Origin of the sequence: Acetoanaerobium sticklandii (genome assembly GCF_000196455.1) — a bacterium.
Lineage (GTDB): Bacteria > Bacillota > Clostridia > Peptostreptococcales > Filifactoraceae > Acetoanaerobium > Acetoanaerobium sticklandii.
In genome coordinates this window covers 604,612-621,492 of sequence record NC_014614.1, presented here as the reverse complement: position 1 = coordinate 621,492, position 16,881 = coordinate 604,612, and the positions used below count along the sequence as shown (strand labels likewise).

Sequence of the window (16,881 nt, the reverse complement as noted above, 5' to 3'; positions counted from 1 at the left end):
TCACAAATGCAAACACTTGTAAATAGGACTCTTTGTTTAATTTATTCTTTCTATTTGGTGCTTTCTTCCATAAGCTCTATAAATCTTCTAAGCATAGAGCTTACTTCTGCTCTTGTAGCTATTCCTTTTGGGTCAAATTTATTGTCTGGTTTTCCTGATAGTATGCCTGACATTTGGATGGCTTTTACAGCCTCTTTTGCCCAGGTGCTCATCTCATCTGTGTCAGCAAATTGATTTTCTTGATTTAGTGATGCTAGGTCTATATTCATTGCTTTAATATAGTTTAGTAGCATAACTGCCATTTGCTCTCTAGAAATTGGCATATCTGGTGCAAATTCTTCTGAGGATATTCCATTTACTATTCCAGAAGTATTTGCCCACTGGATATATGGTAGGTAGTAAGCATCTGATTTTACATCTTTAAAATCAGTTGAATCAAATCCAGTTAAATCTGCTTTTGCTAGTTTTCCTAGAACTGTTACAAACATTCCTCTAGTCATTGGCATATTTGGAGAGAATTTGCCATCTCCTGTACCACCAAATAGGCCTCTCTTTGTTACAAATTCTATATCTGATTTCGCCCAGTGATTTTCAGTATCTGCAAATACTGGAGCCTTAGTGCTGTTTTGCTCACTAGTTTGTAGTGGTAGTTCTGCTTGTGCTTGTGGGGTTTGATTTACTGGAGCCTTATTTGGCTCTTTATCGTCCTTGTCATCTTTACTTGATGAACCTCCAGAAGAACCATTTCCACTGTTATTGCCTGAATCTCCAGATGTATTTCCATTCGATGGATTAGTTGGGTTTGTCGGATTTGTTGGTTCATCTGGAGTGTTTTCTTTTACTATTTTTAATCCTGTACAAGCATTTTCAATCATTATTTCTGACATAAACGATACATCTAGCCTTTCATCAGTAGTAAAAGAAGTCACCGTTATTCCAGGCATTGAACCTGGTGTTGGTCCAGCCCCCGGATTTATTGAGTCAGGAGGAATTGGTCCTGCCCCTGGGTTTACTGCATCAGGAGGTATATCTCCTGGTTCTGGCATTGAAAAAGTTTCAGACCTAAGTACTCCACCTACTGGAGATGTAGTTACATTCATGCCACCTGACTCAAAGCTAAAAGTACTTCCATTTCCAAAACTCATGAAATTAAATGCTGACATTAATACCTTAATATCTACAGTTCCACCTGTTATAGAAAAAGTCCTATTAGAGCCCATCATATCTACTAATACAATTCCTGAAGATAATTCATCATTTGAATTATATATTTGAACATCTCCACCTGTCATAGTAAAGTTACCCTCTCTAAGTTTAATTCCAATTAATGAATCTTGGACTTTAACTTTTCCATTTGTAAGAGTTAAATCTCCTCCAATAACATCGATAGCATTTGCTACTCCATTTGCATATATCTCTCCTGTAGAAATATTCATATTTCCAAATACTTCTATGCTTCCACCATCTGTATTTGCTCCTATAATCTTGCCACCACTCATCACAAAATCGCCTAAGCAAATAAGAGGTGATTTAACAAATTCGCTGCCTATATTTCCGCCTTTAATTTCCATCCCTATCGCTAGTATACCTTTTTTATGTGGGGAATACATATTTAGGGTACCACTTTCAACTATCAACTTACCAGTAGTTGTAATTACATCCTCCCTATAACCTCCCAATTCACTTTTTTCTCCTACTAAAATTCCATTTCCTTTAATAGTAAGAGAGCCTGATGGGTCAATTTTTTCGTTTGGATTGTCAAAAATAGGGTCTCCTTGATATATAGCTTTTTTAAATCCTTTAATTTTATTATATCCTTTCAGCTCTAGAGTTACATTTTCTCCTTGTGGAAGAGAAATTGCACTATTATTCACCGTACTACTTGATTCATGCAAAATAATGTTTTGTAATGTAAGAGTTTTTGTAGCGTGATTCCAAAAATAACCATCTACTTCTAAATTCCCTTTATCTTCTGTGACACTACTAAAATCAAGAGGTGTAAATGTTTCATTTATAAGCTTGCCATCGTTTGTAAATGTAGCAGAAATACCACCTCCACTCGTCTGAGATACTATTAATACTCCGCTACCTTTTAGGTTAAGATAATCATATGCCCATGTATATAAATTTGCATCATTTACATCTACTTGCATACTTATCGAACCGTTATTTATTACCTCGCCATTATTAACAAATGTTTTAGTTTCTAGATTAGCTCCTTGTTCTATTGTTAATACAGCTCCTTGCGACACTGTAAACTCTGTAGCATCATTTCCATCAACATATGAAGTTCTTCCATATGCTGTTTCATATAAACTATGTCCATAGCCCATTTCATAAATGCGTTTAATTACAATAGCATTTAACTCTCCATTAAACCCTGTTTTGTCAAAGCTATCTTCATAAATTATCGGCGATTCGCCCTTTACAGTTAGATTCCCGCTTCCTGTAAGTTTAAGGTTGTCTATTGCTATAACTTCTCCATATATATTTTCTAGATTATTTTCTCCTATCACATTAATAGTAATAGGTATATTCTTCCTCTCAAATACCCTAATACAACCTCTACTACCTTCTTCCATATTAAAACTTGCATTATCTAGAGTAAGCACTCCACCTATAAGCTCTCCAAATGGTGCTATCTCAGGTTCCCAAGTGATGCTTCCATTTCCAGCTTTATATACTCCCTCATTTTCAGGAGAAAGCTCTAATCCAGCTGCTTCATCAAAAAGCAAATCTCCTATTATAAAAGGCTCGCCATCTACTAATACTTTTCCCCTGTCTTCTGTAGAAATATTCAAATTTGCTATATCATCTCTATAAGCTGGATCCTCAAATACTAGTTCTCCTCTTACTATGATGCTTCCACTATTTTCTATTAGAGAAGTATTCCCTTCTCCTCTCTCAGTTACTATAACTGCGACTTCTTCATTAATAATAAAAGTAGCATTTTCCCCTATAATCATTTTGTTTTCTAAGAATAAATCTAGCCATGAACCTGAGGCATCTGGCTTTCTTAATTCAAACTTTGCATTTGGCTCTAATTTAAAATTGCAATCATTAGGAAGACTACCCGCTAATACAGTTCTTCCTTTAAATATTAAGTCTGATTCTACATCAGGCAAATCAAGTGGATTCCCACCGTATAAAAAAGTAGCATTATTTAGCTCTATAGTTGGGTTTGCTACTCCCTGTCCCTGTGGTGTAAACAAAACATAACCACTACCTGCCTTATACTGCATTTTTTTGTCTGGTAGCCCACTGTTTCTTAAATTAAGCCCTCTCTGAGTTATATCTCCCCCGTATGTAGCTCCGTCTACTAGAGTCACCCCTGGTGGAAGCTGTAATTCCCCTGCTATTTTTACTTTAACTTTTGGGTACTCTACTCCAGTTGCAATCTCATGTGGCCATGGTGGAGTTCCGATAAAATAATACTCTTCTCCTGGAACCTCAGATGAAAAATCATAACAATCCCATCTCTCGATATTAACAGTAACACTTAATGCCGAGCCTGTTGTAGTTGCAGTCTCTAGTAGAGTACCTCCTACAGCAGTAGGCAAAGTAGCTATTATAGCTTCCTTCGTCGTTCCTACTGGTACAGTCTGATTTCTTATAGCTTCTGCTAGTTCCTCAAAAGCTACATATTTAGGAATTTCTCCTGCATATGTTACTGGCATACTCACTTGGAAAATCATAGTGAGTACAAGTAAAATAGCAAAAAATTTCTTTTTTGATTTTAATAACATTAAACCAATCCTCCTTTTTTAAATATAAAGACATTCACAGTTCATTTTATATTTTTATTATTATTTTTCTATAGATTTTTACCGAGTGGTCGTTTTTTTGACTGAGTGGTAAAACAATAAGTCCTATTCACAAATGCAAACACTTGTAAATAGGACTCTTAGTTTAATTTAAACATTGAATTTCAATCTATTGCTTCATTTATTTTTCTGTATTTATTAGTCTTTTTCTATTTCATTTATTCTTTCTATTTGGTGCTTTCTTCCATAAACTCAATAAATCTTCTAAGCATAGAGCTTACTTCTGCTCTTGTAGCTATTCCTTTTGGATCAAATTTATTGTCTGGTTTTCCTGATAGTATGCCTGACATTTGGATGGCGTTTACTGCCTCTTTTGCCCAAGCACTCATTTCATCTGTATCAGCAAATTGATTTTCTTCATTTAGCTTCGCTAGGTCTATATTCATTGCTTTAATATAGTTTAGTAGCATAACTGCCATTTGCTCTCTAGAAATAGGCATATCTGGTGCAAACTCTTCTGAGGATATTCCATTTACTATTCCAGAAGTATTTGCCCACTGGATATATGGTAGGTAGTAAGCATCTGATTTTACATCTTTAAATGAGCTAGATGTAAATCCAGTTAAATCTGCTTTTGCTAGTTTTCCTAGAACTGTTACAAACATTCCTCTAGTCATTGGCATGTTCGGAGAGAATTTGCCATCTCCAGTTCCACCAAATAGACCTCTCTTTGTTACAAATTCTATATCTGATTTTGCCCAGTGATTTTCAGTATCTGCAAATACTGGAGCCTTAGTGCTGTTTTGCTCAGTAGTTTGTAGTGGTAGTTCTCCTTGTGCTGGTGGTGTTTGATTTACTGGAGCCTTATTTGGCTCTTTATCATCCTTGTTATCTTTACTTGATGAGCCTCCAGAAGAACTATTTCCACTGTTATTGCCACTATCTCCATTACTACTATTTATTACTGTCATCTTGCCATTTGTATAGCTTATCTCATAGCTATCAGAATTTGACACCTCTGCTTCTGATATTGATATTACATACTCGCCTACGGCATTAGTATCTTTAGCACTTGTAGTAATTACTGGCTCTTTAGTTAAGCTATCAGTTCCTAATAAACCATTAACTGTGTAGCTTAAGTTTGGCATAATACTTCCTTTTACAATATTTAGCTTATCATCAGCTTTTATATTAAGAGCTTTTTTAGCTACATCAACAGCTAGTGTATTCATAGCTGGATTATAGTTATCATCGCCTGCTTTAATTGCTGTGATATTTGCAGTACCAGCCTTATGAATAGTAGCTGTATCTCCAGATATACTAATTATGCTCTCATCTGAGCTTACATAACTCACAGCTCCAGTTCCATTTCCACCTGAGGTTGTTAGAGTAAAAGCATTATCACCATAGGTTTTACTTCCTGGATTAGAAAGCTTAAAATTCTCTTGTTCATTTTTAGTTGTATCAAACTCAGATACACTGCTACTAGCTGGTAGATAGTTTTCATCTCCAAGATATATAGCTTTTACTTTATATATCTTATCCGAAAGTCCTGTCCAAGTATATGAAGCTTCTCCGTTTAATAAAGGTACATTCTCAGCTCCTACTATATCTTTTTCAGTAGCTTCTGTGCAATCAACGAGTTTTATAGTGCCTTGAGGATAATTTCCAAAGCCTGATTTTGATAGATTTATCTTAATTTCTGTTGTTCTGTTTCCAGAAGTTCCTGTACTTTTAGTTGATAGGTTTACAGATGGCTGCGCCTTATTTACTGTAAAACTTATATCTGCTTCTCTATCTACTTGTGGAATTTCCTCATAGTTTTTAACTGTAGTCGCATTTGGGGTAAAAATAACCTTCGCAGTATAAGTTCCACCATTTACAACATTAGGTACTAAATTCTGCTCAGGCTGGCTCCAGCTAAATCTTCCTAAAGTGATGCTTCCACCGTCTAAAATACTGTCTAATACCTTTTGACCATAAGTTATCCCACTTGCTGTAGGGAATGATATTGTAGGTGCAGATGCCTTATCAATAGTTATAACTGTCTGAGCAGTTGCGCTTAAATAGTTTTCATCTTCTGCTTTTGTAGCAGTAACTGTTACGGTTCCTGCTCCAATAATAGTTGCTGTGTTTCCACTTATGGAAAGTACATCATTTGAGGATGCGCTGTAGCTTACTGCTCCTGTTCCTGTTCCACCAGCTGTACCTAGTGTAAAATTACCGTCTAAAAACTTTTTACCTGTTACTTCATTGATATGAAGTGAAGCTTGAGGTGCTTTGACAACATTAAAGCTAATATTACTGCTTATTTCATCAGTATAGTTACTATTAGATGGCGCAGTATATTCAACTAGCAAATTATGGTCACCAGTTGGTACATTCGTCCACTCCAAAATGGCAGAACCATTGCTAAGTATAGCTGTTGCTATAGTTGTGCTTCCTTCTTTTAAAGTAATAGTCCCTGCCAAGTTCTCAAAATATATACCTGAAACTTTTGCTTTAATTTGAATAGTATCTCCAAACACTCTATCACTTGTATTTTCTTCTACTATGTCTACTATCGGAGTTGCTTTTTCTACTGTAAATGTTACAGTTTCAGTATTTAATATATATCCATCGCAGGAAACTACGCAGTAAAAACTATGTGTTCCTGCTGGAAGACCAGATGGAATTTCTAATGTATTGGAATTAGTTCCTACTTCCATGTCAGCAGGTTCACTACCACTTTTCACACGATACCACTTGTATGAAATATCTCCTGTGCCAGTAGCAGTCTTTTGAGCTGTTACGCTAATATTTGGTCCTTGAGTGTAGCCGTATGTTGCATTTGTAGCATTTTGAGGTTGCTGACTTATAGCGACTGGCTTAAGCTTTACTATTACATTAGATATATCTGTTCCACTTGGATTGTTAATCCATGTTCCGCTTTGATTAAAAGCATAGTCTTCCTCAAGTAAAGTACCTAGGCTACCGCTAAACATTTGTATTCTATCATAGGTTCCGCCAGCTAGAAAAACACTTTGTGTAATATTTTCATATGTAGCAAAGTAAACTGGATTGCCACTGAAAGAGCCGTTATTTATCAAAACTCCAATTCTATGAAACTCAAACAATCTTTGCCCTGTTGCAGTACCTATAAAACTACCGTCTTTAATAGTTATTTTGTGCGTATTATCGATTGCACTAGCATATGATACTTTTCCTACTGTATTTTCATAAATTCCACTCTCAATTGTTAATGACGATCTACTTACTAATACCAAGCATTCTGCAGTGCTTGTTGTAAATTTCCCGCCACCATGACTGTCTTTTAGTGTTATATGATTTGCAAGTGATACATCCAAAGCTCTATCAGTTGCAGTACTAGTCCATATATGACCGTTTAAATCAATTGTAAATGTGCCTGAGCTGACCTTCACACTGCTTACAGTATTAGCATCAGCAAGTAGCTTAACTGTACTGCCAGGCTTGCTTTTAGCAAATGTAATTGCAGCTTCAAGTGCTGGGTATTTAGATGTATTTGAGTTTGAATCTGTTACTTCATAATCTCCCGTATTGCTATAAATATACAGCTCTGCATTATTACTTTTTACTAAGACACCCTCACAAGTCACAGCGCAGTAGTAATAATATGTTCCTTCTGTAAGTCCTGTAGGAACTGTATAACTTGAATTTGTTGCTCCGGCAATAGCTACATCGTCCTTATACCACTGATATGAAATTGTTTGTCCAGAATCAGTAGGTACTGTCTGGGCTATAACTGTCAATGTCGGTGCTTGGTCAACTGTGTAGCCTGGAGCAATAATAGTATCCTCAGGCTGGGCAGTGATTATTACAGGTGCAGGTGTTACTTTAACATTATAAATTTCAAAATTACTTAATGTATTTACATCGGTCACTAGCGAGTTGTCACTGATATTTCTGTAAACATAGCCATTCTCTAGGGCATCTCCCACATTATTATATGACCACATAATTCCTTTATAGCTTCCACCTTCTATTTTCAAAGAACAATATCCTGAGCTGTAAATGGAATAAGTTTCTATCGTTGTAATACCTCCAGTGCCTACACTATCTTTTATTTTAAGAGATACTGCGCCCTGTAACCCAATAGCACAAATTCCATCATTTGCAGTATTATTCAACCACTTTCCATTTAAATCAAGAGTAAAAGTGCCGTTGTTGATTAAAATTAAATTTTCTGTCTCTACATCCTTTAGTAATGTTACAGTGCAGTTTTCCACAGTTTGAGCTACTGTGATGGCTTCTTCTATGGTTGCATAGGTCGTAATATTACCACCTTGCTCTGTAATACTAGCTTCATCTAAGTCTCCACCTAACAGTATGGGCACAGCTCCTACTAGTACTGTGATAGTCGGTAGTGAAACCCCACTTTCTAGTACCAGCTCATCTCCTATGCTATCTGTAGCTGGTAGCTTTGCTTTATATGTATAGCTAGCACCGCTTTGAGATGAATCAAAGGTAGCTGAAGCGCTATTTGTCTCATATAGCTCCCAGGTTACATTTTCTATGGTGATTTCTATAGCTGAGCCTGTAGTTGTTTCTTGATACGAGGCTTTAAGTGAGCTTGGCATTTTTGCTACTACCTCTTCTTCAGTGCTATCTACCTCTACAGTGATGTTTTTTACATCATCTGCTAGCTCTTCAAAAGCTATGATTTTCTTTTGATTTTCTTCTCCCTCTGCAAATACTGCTGGTATACTAATTTGAAATATCATAGTAAGTGCAAGTAGCATTGAGAGAACTTTTTTCTTATTGTTTGTTTTTAGTTGACTTGATTTCAATATTTTTTACCTCCTTTGTTTAGTTCAATTCTTAATTTTTTTGCATGGTATCTAAGCATAAACTCGTTTTAATAACCATAGGCACACACCGTTTATTCTATATTTTTATTTTATTTTTTTCTATAGATTTTTACCGAGTGGTCGTTTTTTTGACTGAGTGGTAAATATTTTTTGAAGATGGTAAATTTTTGATATATAATTATATTAACAATAACTAGGAGGCCCGTTTTGAAAATAGCAGTTGTAGATGATTTAGCACAAGAGAGAAACGAGATTATCAGTCTTGTTACTGACTATTTTTCTGTTCGCTTTCAACAGTTTGATATTACTCCTGAGTTTTGTGAATATGAAAGTGGCGAAGCGTTTTTAGATGGCTTTATGCCAGCAGAATTTGACCTAGTCCTCTTGGATATTTATATGGCAGAGCTCACTGGGATTGAAACTGCAGAAAAATTGTTACTACTTGATAAAAATATAAAGATTATTTTTTTTACTACTAGCACTGAGCATATCCTAGATGGATATGGAGTTCATGCTCTGAGTTATATACTAAAACCTGTAACTAAGCATATGAAAGCTTTTTACAAGGCTTTGGATTATTTTGTAGAGCTACTTAATCTTGATAAATGTGGGATAACTATAAAGACAAGCTCTGGAGACATGTTTGTTTTGAATAAAAATATCGTATATATTGAAAGCTCTGTTAGAAACTTATTTTTCCATTTTGCTTCTGAAGTTGTTCAGGCTTCAGGAAAATATTCTGATTATTCTAAAGTTTTACGTGAAGACCATCGTTTTTTAGAATGTTATAGAAATCTCACTGTAAATATGGATTATATAGTCAAACCTATAGAAAACGACTTTCTACTTAAAACAGGAGAAAAAATTCCTATCAGTAGAAGAAGAAAAGCTGAGGTTATTGAGCAATATACTACTTATTTTATAAATAGAAGGGGTTTTTGATGCCATTATTTATAACTATACTTGCTATCACTATTGCCCAGCTTCCTGGGCTAGCCATGAGATATCTTCCTTTTTCAAAATCTCTAGAACTTGGAAGGAAAAAAAAGCTTTTTCTATATTACACTGCTGCATTTATTTTTCAGCATTTGGCTGTGTATATTTTAGTCAAGGGTGATTACAATAACGTCACGCTTCTTACATATAAGCGTCTCTTATTTTTGTTATCTACAATTTATGTTTTTATAAATATTTCATTTATCAAAGGAAATTTATACAAGCATATTTTTATTTATGGAATGCAAGGTGGCTATTCTTTATTTCTTCATTCCATTGTAGCTTTGTTTGTAGGTAGAATAAGCACTGCTACACCTTTGTATATTCAGCTTTCTATTCAAACCATAGGCTATAGCATTTTATTTACGCTTTTTTTCATCCCACTTTGGAAGAAAGTTTCTAATTCTATTATTTTTAATAGCCAACTAACAAATGATTATTATTGGAATGTAATATGGATGATTCCTGCCCTTGCAATTTATAGTGATGCAATGGTTACTATGAATAACCAGTGGATTAATAGCCTTCCTCAGATTATCTCCAGAATCATGACTGCTTTGTCTTTGATTATATCTTGGAAATGGATTACTCTAGATTTTGAATCTCTGGAAAACATGCTTTACTTGAAGAATCAAAATAAAATCATGAATCTTCAAACAGAGGGTATCTTAGCTCAAGCTGAAATTCTTAGAGAATCAGAAAATCACATTAAAATCTGCAAGCACGATATGAGACATAACCTTGGAATAATTAGGTCATTAATCCAAGATAAAAAAACTGAAGATGTACTTAATTATATCGAAGAGCTCGACACAACTATGAAAGCTAACAAGCCTCTCGTATATTGTAAAAACACTATAGTAAATTCTGCCTTATTGGTTTATATGTCAAAGGCTAAAGAGAAAAATATAGATGTGAAATTAGAGCTTAATATACCAGATAAGCTTCCGTGGAATAGCAACGATATAGCTATTCTGATAGCCAATGCCTTTGAAAATGCAATAATCGCTAGCTCTAAGCAAAGCCTTGATGAGCAAGAAATTTATATAAGTGCTAGATTTTATGATGAAAAGCTAGCTATCATCTTCAAAAATAGATTTAACGGTGAAATTTTAATTGGAAGTAGCGGCTTTCCAACAAGCACTGAGCCTGGTCATGGAATAGGCATGCAGTCTATATTGTCAATCGTAAATAAGTATAAGGCTTCTGCAAGCTGCACAAGCAATAACGGTTGGTTTAACATGACATTCTTATTCACATAAACCACCTATTCGCAAACTAACAATAAATATTTATCGACATTAAAAATCCTAGATTACTTTTAAGCTTTTACATTTCAGTAGTTGCTTATTAATCTAGGATTTCTTAATTTCATTGTTATATATAGTACACCGCTAGATAAGGGAAAAATATCAGCATATAAAGTATAGTATTTACAGTAAAAAACTCAAAATATGTTCCCCAAAGTCTTTGTTTCATGTCATTTCTAGTATGTCTGTAAAAAATAAATGCAAGTGATACCAGTAAGCTGATTACTATCATAGCTATTACTATCACTGGATTTTTTAGATAAAATGGCAGAGCTATGTTTGACGGAGCATTTTGAATGAGATAGCTCGACATAGTCATAAGCTGAGCAATCAAATGCATTACAGCAGCTGCGATTATTATCTTTCCTGGGTTTCTCTCTGTCCAGCTCACAAAAAACAACATTGCAGAGAAAAATAATAAAGAAATAAATATAAATATATATCCAAAATAGCTAAGAGAAAAAGCATATCCAAATACTGAAGCTGCAACTGTTTCTCCCAGTATACCATTTACTTCATCAACACTTGGCTTACTAGTTTTTTCCATTATGCTTGGGCTTGATGAAGCAAGATATACTTCTTTTTTGTTTGCCATTACATTTTCATACTTTAAATAATCATGCCCATTAATGCTTATCATTTCCGGATTGTAAGCTGTTATTTTGCCTTTAGTAAGCAGCTTTTTAGGCTCTGAGGCATTTAAATCAGCAATTGCGGCTTGAGTATATACACTATTTCCCTTTACATCATCAATTAATAGAATCATCTCGCTCGTACCATTGTAAAAAACTGGTGCTGAATCCTGATGAAGTGATGATACAGAAACTGGCTTTGCTTCAGCCTTATCTATATCCACAGTATAATATGCCACATTTTGGCTTTTGTGATCCTTTATTCCATAAATTAAAGTACTTTGGTTTTGATTTGATTCCAATACCAAGCTTCTCAATTTTCTATTTATATCTGTACCAAGCTCAGCAATATCCCTATAATCACTAAACCTAGCGTTTAAGTATTTAGTATATCTAAGATGAGTAGTCATATCTGATATAGTTGCATAAACAATTTTTACACCTTCATCACTCACCTTAATGTCTGCATTTATGACTTTATCTTGAGTTTTCAGGATATAAGTTTTTCCATCCTTTTCAACTACTCCTAACCCATCATTTTTCACATAAATTAGATAACCATCCTTTTGAACCATAAAATTGGCTTCATCTATTCTAATATCTTTGCCAATTCTTTTTAGATTTTTGGACTCTACTATAGTTTTTCTTATATTGCCATCTGCAAGTGTGTATAGTATAAAATTATCTCCATCTACTTTTATAGCAAAATCCTTAACTCCAGTAAATTCAGTTTTTAGCTGATTTACTTTATTTAGATTTTCATCATAGAACTCAAAAAACAAATTGCCCTTTTCTAAGTATCCAACTGCAAAGGCATCATCTCCTAAATCTAAAAGCTTGGATTTATTTGAAATATTTTGCTCAATTGTATCTGCTTTTAATATCTTTTGAAGGATACCTCTACTCATATCTGGATTAGGCGGTCTTAGAGTATTAGAATATATCCAAGTGCCTAATGCTATAAGCAAAATCAAAAAATTAAGAATTACCAATCCCCAGGCTAATTTCTTTTTCACGGACAAGCCCCCCAAAACAATTATGAATACAAGAATTCGTATACCTTTTCATAGACATTGTTGCTACCTATTACTACTATGGTATCTCCCTCTTCAAATACATAATCAGGTCCAGGTGATATCACAGTCTCGCCTTTACGTCTGTATGCAACCATAGTTGTTCCTGTAGTTTGCCAAAGCCTAACTTCATTTATTTTTTTACCTATTTTTTTTGAATCAGCAGTAACTTTAATTTCTATAAACGTATATGGCGTATCACTTTTGAATCTTTCAATATAGTCAAAAATAGTGTCAAAGCTCTCTTGTATCTGCTCATCGATTTTCTTTTTTTGTTGCATCAAATCTCTAATCTCATCTTTAATAGAAGAAATATATCTACTGCTTTTATTTTTCTCGATAAATTTCTCTGCCGCAGATTTAGATATGACATCAATTCCACTACCTCTGCTACTGTTTACTACATCCATATCTTCCAGCAGGACTATCGCTCTTCTAATTGTCTCTGGAGAAACATTGTACATACTAGCTAGTGTTGACCTTCCACTAATCTTTTGTTTTTCTCGAAATTCTCCATTTAATATCTTGTTTGCGATATCCAATGCAATAGAGACATATGCTGCCTTCTTTTGCCCTTTCATAACTTACAACCCCTCCACAAATTCATTATTCTGTTTTTACTTTATCATATTTGAAAAAGTAATCTAGAGTTGCCCTATAGATTGCTCTTTCAAAATAATAAGGACTTTCTAAAGACATCTGTTCAAATTCCTTTTCTAGGAGCTTTGTAATAAGCGGAAGCATCTGCACAGCATAAAGCTCCATACATTCACGAGGCTTGACTCCAGGCCATGCATCGCAGCTCACAACAGTTCTTCGATTAGATGTATTTACTGTATCAGGTATATCATAATACTCTTTGTCATCTTTGTATATAACATATTTATCAAGGGTACCCGTAGGAATTCCCTCTATGGCTTTTACTTGGATTCCTTCTTCATCAACTAAATATGGATCAGCAGTCAAATCAAGTATTATAGCCTCTTTCTTTAAGTTTCCTAGTAATTCATTGTCAACAATATATTCATAAGGATTGTCTCTAGTTGAAGCGTCTACTAATATATCGGTTCTTTTTAATATTTTAATCATCTCTTCTCTATCTGAAGTGATGTTTCTAGGTAGCATATTAATAAGTACTCCCTTTGCCTTAGCTTCTTTTATTTTCTTTGCTATTTCTGGAAGAGCAAATTTACTAGCAGCTTTTCCAGCTTGTAAGCCTACCATACCCATACCAATTATAGATACCTCTAATGGGCCTCTAGTATTGCTATAAAAGTCTGATTTTATCTTCTCTAGCTCAGAAAATGCTATCTCCATCCCATGAAGAGAAGTTCCTTTAGCGTTAAATACTAGCCTTTGCATAAAATCTCCTCGTATAGAATCTAGAGATACTGCTTTAATATTCTTTCTTTTAAGAACCTTGATTCTCTTTGCTCTAGTTGGATAGTGGAGCATACTGACTAGTATTTTTCCATCTGGTATAAGTTCAAGCTCATCAAACTCTGGGCTTCTAAGTACTATAATAATATCTTGCTTGTAGCTTTCTTCTTTTGACACAAATTCTATATTTTTATTTACAGATAAATAATCTTCTTTTGTATACCCCATCTTAGAGCCATAACCTTCTTCTATATAAATTTTAGCACCATTAATCTCTAATTTTTCAAAAAAATCTGGTAAAAACGCTCTTATTTCTCCTTCTTCTTTGTGCATTCTTGGAAATCCTAGTGTTTTCATAGTCCTTCTCCTTTATCTTTTAATTTTGACAAGTTTATACTTTATGTATATAATAAAGTTGGCAATCTAACAACTTAATTATATACATAAGTTGTAACTTTAACAAGAGAGGAGATATAAAATCATGTCAAATTCTGTAAATAAACCCATTTATAACAACGATATCAGTTCCCTATTTCAAAATGAAGGCTTTGAATTAGTTGTCAGCATGGACTGCGAAGGTACAAATTACGATAAAAATTTAGAAAATAATGTATTGAATCTCGAGCGTTTTTTAAAGCTTGCAACAAATAATAACATAACGTGTATTCTCTTTATAACTCCGTATTTTGCAGATATGCTTTCTAAGCTAAATCTAATTGATAAAATCAAAGAAAATTACAAAGTAATTTTTGGACTTCATATACATCCAGACAATCTTCCAGAAGATATAGCTTCAAAATGCTCATTTATTAGACCTGATGAGGAATACCTAGCTAGCTACAGCTATGAGCAGCAAAAACAAATTATAAATTTATGCATGGAATATTTAGATAATAAAGGAATTGAACCTATTCAGATATATAGAGGTGGCTGTTTCTCAATGAATGAAGATACTAGTAAAATACTAGAAGAGCTTACAGATATTAAGTACGAATCTCATAATCCATACAGAGAGCAGTATACTCCCCTTAATGGGCTACTTAATCCTATGCCTGTTTATGCTCTTAGCAGGGATGAAGAGCTTAGATTAGAATTTTTTACAACAGAAAAGCTTCAGCATATGGTATCTGAAGCCTATGATAAAGGTACAAAAACTATAGCCATAACCCATAGCTATATGCTAGATTCTAATGATTTTCACTATGAGCGTGACGCTATTATCGACGATATCCACGCTAGATTAGAAAAAATATTAGAAACAATCCAAGAAAAGAGTACAGTTCCCAAAATAGCAAATTAATTGTCATAAAAGTAAAAAAGCTGAACATTCTAAAGTTTACTCTAGGAAGTTCAGCTTTTTTTATATAAAAGTTTCAATCAAAAAACTGCTAGCAGTTTTTCTTAAATATATGGAAATTCTTTTAAGTTTTATATTTCTGCTAAAAAATATTGTTGCTAAGTGTATATACTGCAATTTGAGTTCTATCATTTAAGGATAGCTTTCTAAGTATGCTTGATACGTGATTTTTAACTGTCTTATCACTAATTTCTAAATGCTTTGCTATGGCTTTATTTGACATTCCTTTTGATATAAGTGACATAACTTGTAGCTCTCTTTTCGTAAGCTTTTGAGATTTGGTATTCTCTTCTATCTGCTTTCTAACATAATCCATATCCTCTATGATAAGGTCAGATACCTTTGGGAAAGTCACCATCTCACCATCGTATACTCTTAGGATTGCGTCAATTATGCCTTCGCAGCCTACATCCTTGGAAAGGTAGCCATCGGCTCCAAGATTAAGGCATTTGAGTACTATTTCTTTATCCTTACAGCTAGTAAGCATGATTACCTTTATATGGGGATATAGGTTTTTAATCTTTTGAAGTACCTCAATTCCATTAATTTTAGGCATCCCTATATCAAGAAGAACTAAGTCTACTTTATTTATTTCTAAATATTCCAAGGCGTCAAACCCGTCCTCCGCCTTGTGAACCAGCTCTATTTGGCTATTATCTTCCAATATCTTTTGTACAATATCTCGAATTAGTGCATCGTTATCTACTACAATCGTTTTTATCATTATTATACCTCTCAGTCTGGACTAAATTGGACCCACAACTTCATTCTAAAGACCTAGTAATATTATAACTTAATTACCGTTTTTTGTAAATTAAAAGACATCCTATTTCAGTAGTTTTCCCTACTAAAGTACGATGTCTTGTTTGTGCATAAAATAGGATACCTGTAAATTATTGACCTCGTTTAAAAGATTCTAAAACAGGATTGGCTATAGGTATTTCATTGGTTTTTATAGTAATTTCTAGTAGTTCATTTGTATTTACTTTTTCAAGTTCAGTTTTTAAAGCTTCAGGTATCTGAAGTACAAAAGCCTTGTTCATTATTTCAAATTCAGCAAAATTGTTGTCAGCAAATCCTATATACTTCGCTTTAGCTGTTGCTTTATCAGCATCTTTGGCATTGTATACCTCTATTCCTTTGCTTGACTCCTTAATTTGAAGGCTAACCACTGTATTTACTTCTTTATCTGTTAGAAATACTCTAGCTTCATCTTTTAGAATTATATTTTTAGAATCTGAATTTGAATCTAAAATTATCATATCTGCCTTATCAGCATCCATAGAGTAAAATATTGCATTTACTTGTTTTAAATCTTTATTTATTGTAGGCTCGTCTTCAGGGTTAGCTTGATTATCTGGATTTTCTTGCCCTTCATTAGACTCTACTGGGATTTTGTCAGGCTCAGATGGTTTAATTTGGTTGTTACATCCAGTTACCATAATCCCTAAAACTAATAATACTGCAAGTAACTTAGTTAATTTTTTCATTTATAACACTCCTTAAGACAAAGAATTCATTAATGAATCTTGTTTTATTC

The 16,881-nt window shown here is 34.0% G+C and carries 10 protein-coding genes; 3 read left to right on the top strand and 7 right to left on the bottom strand.

Translation table 11 applies throughout. The features are described from left to right. Positions 1-50: 50 nt before the first annotated feature. A complete protein-coding gene (locus CLOST_RS02855) occupies positions 51-3,746 on the bottom strand; it encodes an S-layer homology domain-containing protein (protein ID WP_013360737.1) in 3,696 nt (1,231 codons plus the stop codon). A 245-nt stretch (positions 3,747-3,991) separates the two neighbouring features. Further along, on the bottom strand, positions 3,992-8,572 hold the full coding sequence (locus tag CLOST_RS13440; RefSeq protein WP_013360736.1) for an S-layer homology domain-containing protein: 4,581 nt from the start codon (positions 8,570-8,572) through the stop codon (positions 3,992-3,994). Between the two features lie 228 nt (positions 8,573-8,800). Here CLOST_RS13440 and CLOST_RS02845 point away from each other — a divergent pair, with 228 nt between their 5' ends. Further along, on the top strand, positions 8,801-9,535 hold the full coding sequence (locus CLOST_RS02845; protein WP_013360735.1) for a LytR/AlgR family response regulator transcription factor: 735 nt from the start codon (positions 8,801-8,803) through the stop codon (positions 9,533-9,535). Next, positions 9,535-10,851 carry a sensor histidine kinase gene (locus tag CLOST_RS02840; protein WP_013360734.1) on the top strand — a complete coding sequence of 439 codons (1,317 nt, stop codon included), beginning with the start codon at positions 9,535-9,537 and terminating at the stop codon, positions 10,849-10,851. The genes CLOST_RS02845 and CLOST_RS02840 overlap by 1 nt, the downstream gene beginning before the upstream one ends. A gap of 115 nt (positions 10,852-10,966) precedes the next feature. Here the strand turns inward: CLOST_RS02840 and CLOST_RS02835 are convergent, their stop codons facing one another. Genes CLOST_RS02835 through CLOST_RS02825 form a run of 3 tightly spaced genes read right to left on the bottom strand, consistent with a single transcriptional unit; the run spans position 10,967 to position 14,341 of the window. Further along, a complete protein-coding gene (locus CLOST_RS02835) occupies positions 10,967-12,547 on the bottom strand; it encodes a hypothetical protein (RefSeq protein ID WP_013360733.1) in 1,581 nt (526 codons plus the stop codon). 20 nt (positions 12,548-12,567) lie between these two features. Next, positions 12,568-13,185: a GntR family transcriptional regulator gene (locus CLOST_RS02830; RefSeq protein WP_013360732.1), complete on the bottom strand. Its 618-nt coding sequence runs from the start codon at positions 13,183-13,185 to the stop codon at positions 12,568-12,570. Positions 13,186-13,210: 25 nt separating this feature from the next. After that, positions 13,211-14,341 carry an alanine dehydrogenase gene (locus CLOST_RS02825; RefSeq protein WP_013360731.1) on the bottom strand — a complete coding sequence of 377 codons (1,131 nt, stop codon included), beginning with the start codon at positions 14,339-14,341 and terminating at the stop codon, positions 13,211-13,213. 124 nt (positions 14,342-14,465) lie between these two features. On the opposite strand from CLOST_RS02825, the gene CLOST_RS02820 reads away from it, so the two are divergent. Beyond that, positions 14,466-15,284: a polysaccharide deacetylase family protein gene (locus tag CLOST_RS02820; RefSeq protein ID WP_013360730.1), complete on the top strand. Its 819-nt coding sequence runs from the start codon at positions 14,466-14,468 to the stop codon at positions 15,282-15,284. A gap of 139 nt (positions 15,285-15,423) precedes the next feature. Here CLOST_RS02820 and CLOST_RS02815 read toward each other — a convergent pair whose 3' ends face one another. Both CLOST_RS02815 and CLOST_RS02810 read right to left on the bottom strand, forming a co-directional pair. After that, the gene (locus CLOST_RS02815; RefSeq protein ID WP_013360729.1) at positions 15,424-16,065 is read right to left on the bottom strand and encodes a response regulator; all 642 of its coding nucleotides are present in this window, start codon (positions 16,063-16,065) and stop codon (positions 15,424-15,426) included. A gap of 169 nt (positions 16,066-16,234) precedes the next feature. After that, a complete protein-coding gene (locus tag CLOST_RS02810; protein ID WP_013360728.1) occupies positions 16,235-16,831 on the bottom strand; it encodes a hypothetical protein in 597 nt (198 codons plus the stop codon). Positions 16,832-16,881 lie beyond the last annotated feature (50 nt).

What these genes read in the sequence shown, in the direction of transcription:
- CLOST_RS02855 (WP_013360737.1), bottom strand. Translation starts at nt 3,746, where the DNA reads ATGTTATTAAAATCAAAAAAGAAATTTTTTGCTATTTTACTTGTACTC.
- CLOST_RS02840 (WP_013360734.1), top strand. Translation starts at nt 9,535, where the DNA reads ATGCCATTATTTATAACTATACTTGCTATCACTATTGCCCAGCTTCCT.
- CLOST_RS02830 (WP_013360732.1), bottom strand. Translation starts at nt 13,185, where the DNA reads ATGAAAGGGCAAAAGAAGGCAGCATATGTCTCTATTGCATTGGATATC.
- CLOST_RS02825 (WP_013360731.1), bottom strand. Translation starts at nt 14,341, where the DNA reads ATGAAAACACTAGGATTTCCAAGAATGCACAAAGAAGAAGGAGAAATA.
- CLOST_RS02820 (WP_013360730.1), top strand. Translation starts at nt 14,466, where the DNA reads ATGTCAAATTCTGTAAATAAACCCATTTATAACAACGATATCAGTTCC.
- CLOST_RS02815 (WP_013360729.1), bottom strand. Translation starts at nt 16,065, where the DNA reads ATGATAAAAACGATTGTAGTAGATAACGATGCACTAATTCGAGATATT.
- CLOST_RS02810 (WP_013360728.1), bottom strand. Translation starts at nt 16,831, where the DNA reads ATGAAAAAATTAACTAAGTTACTTGCAGTATTATTAGTTTTAGGGATT.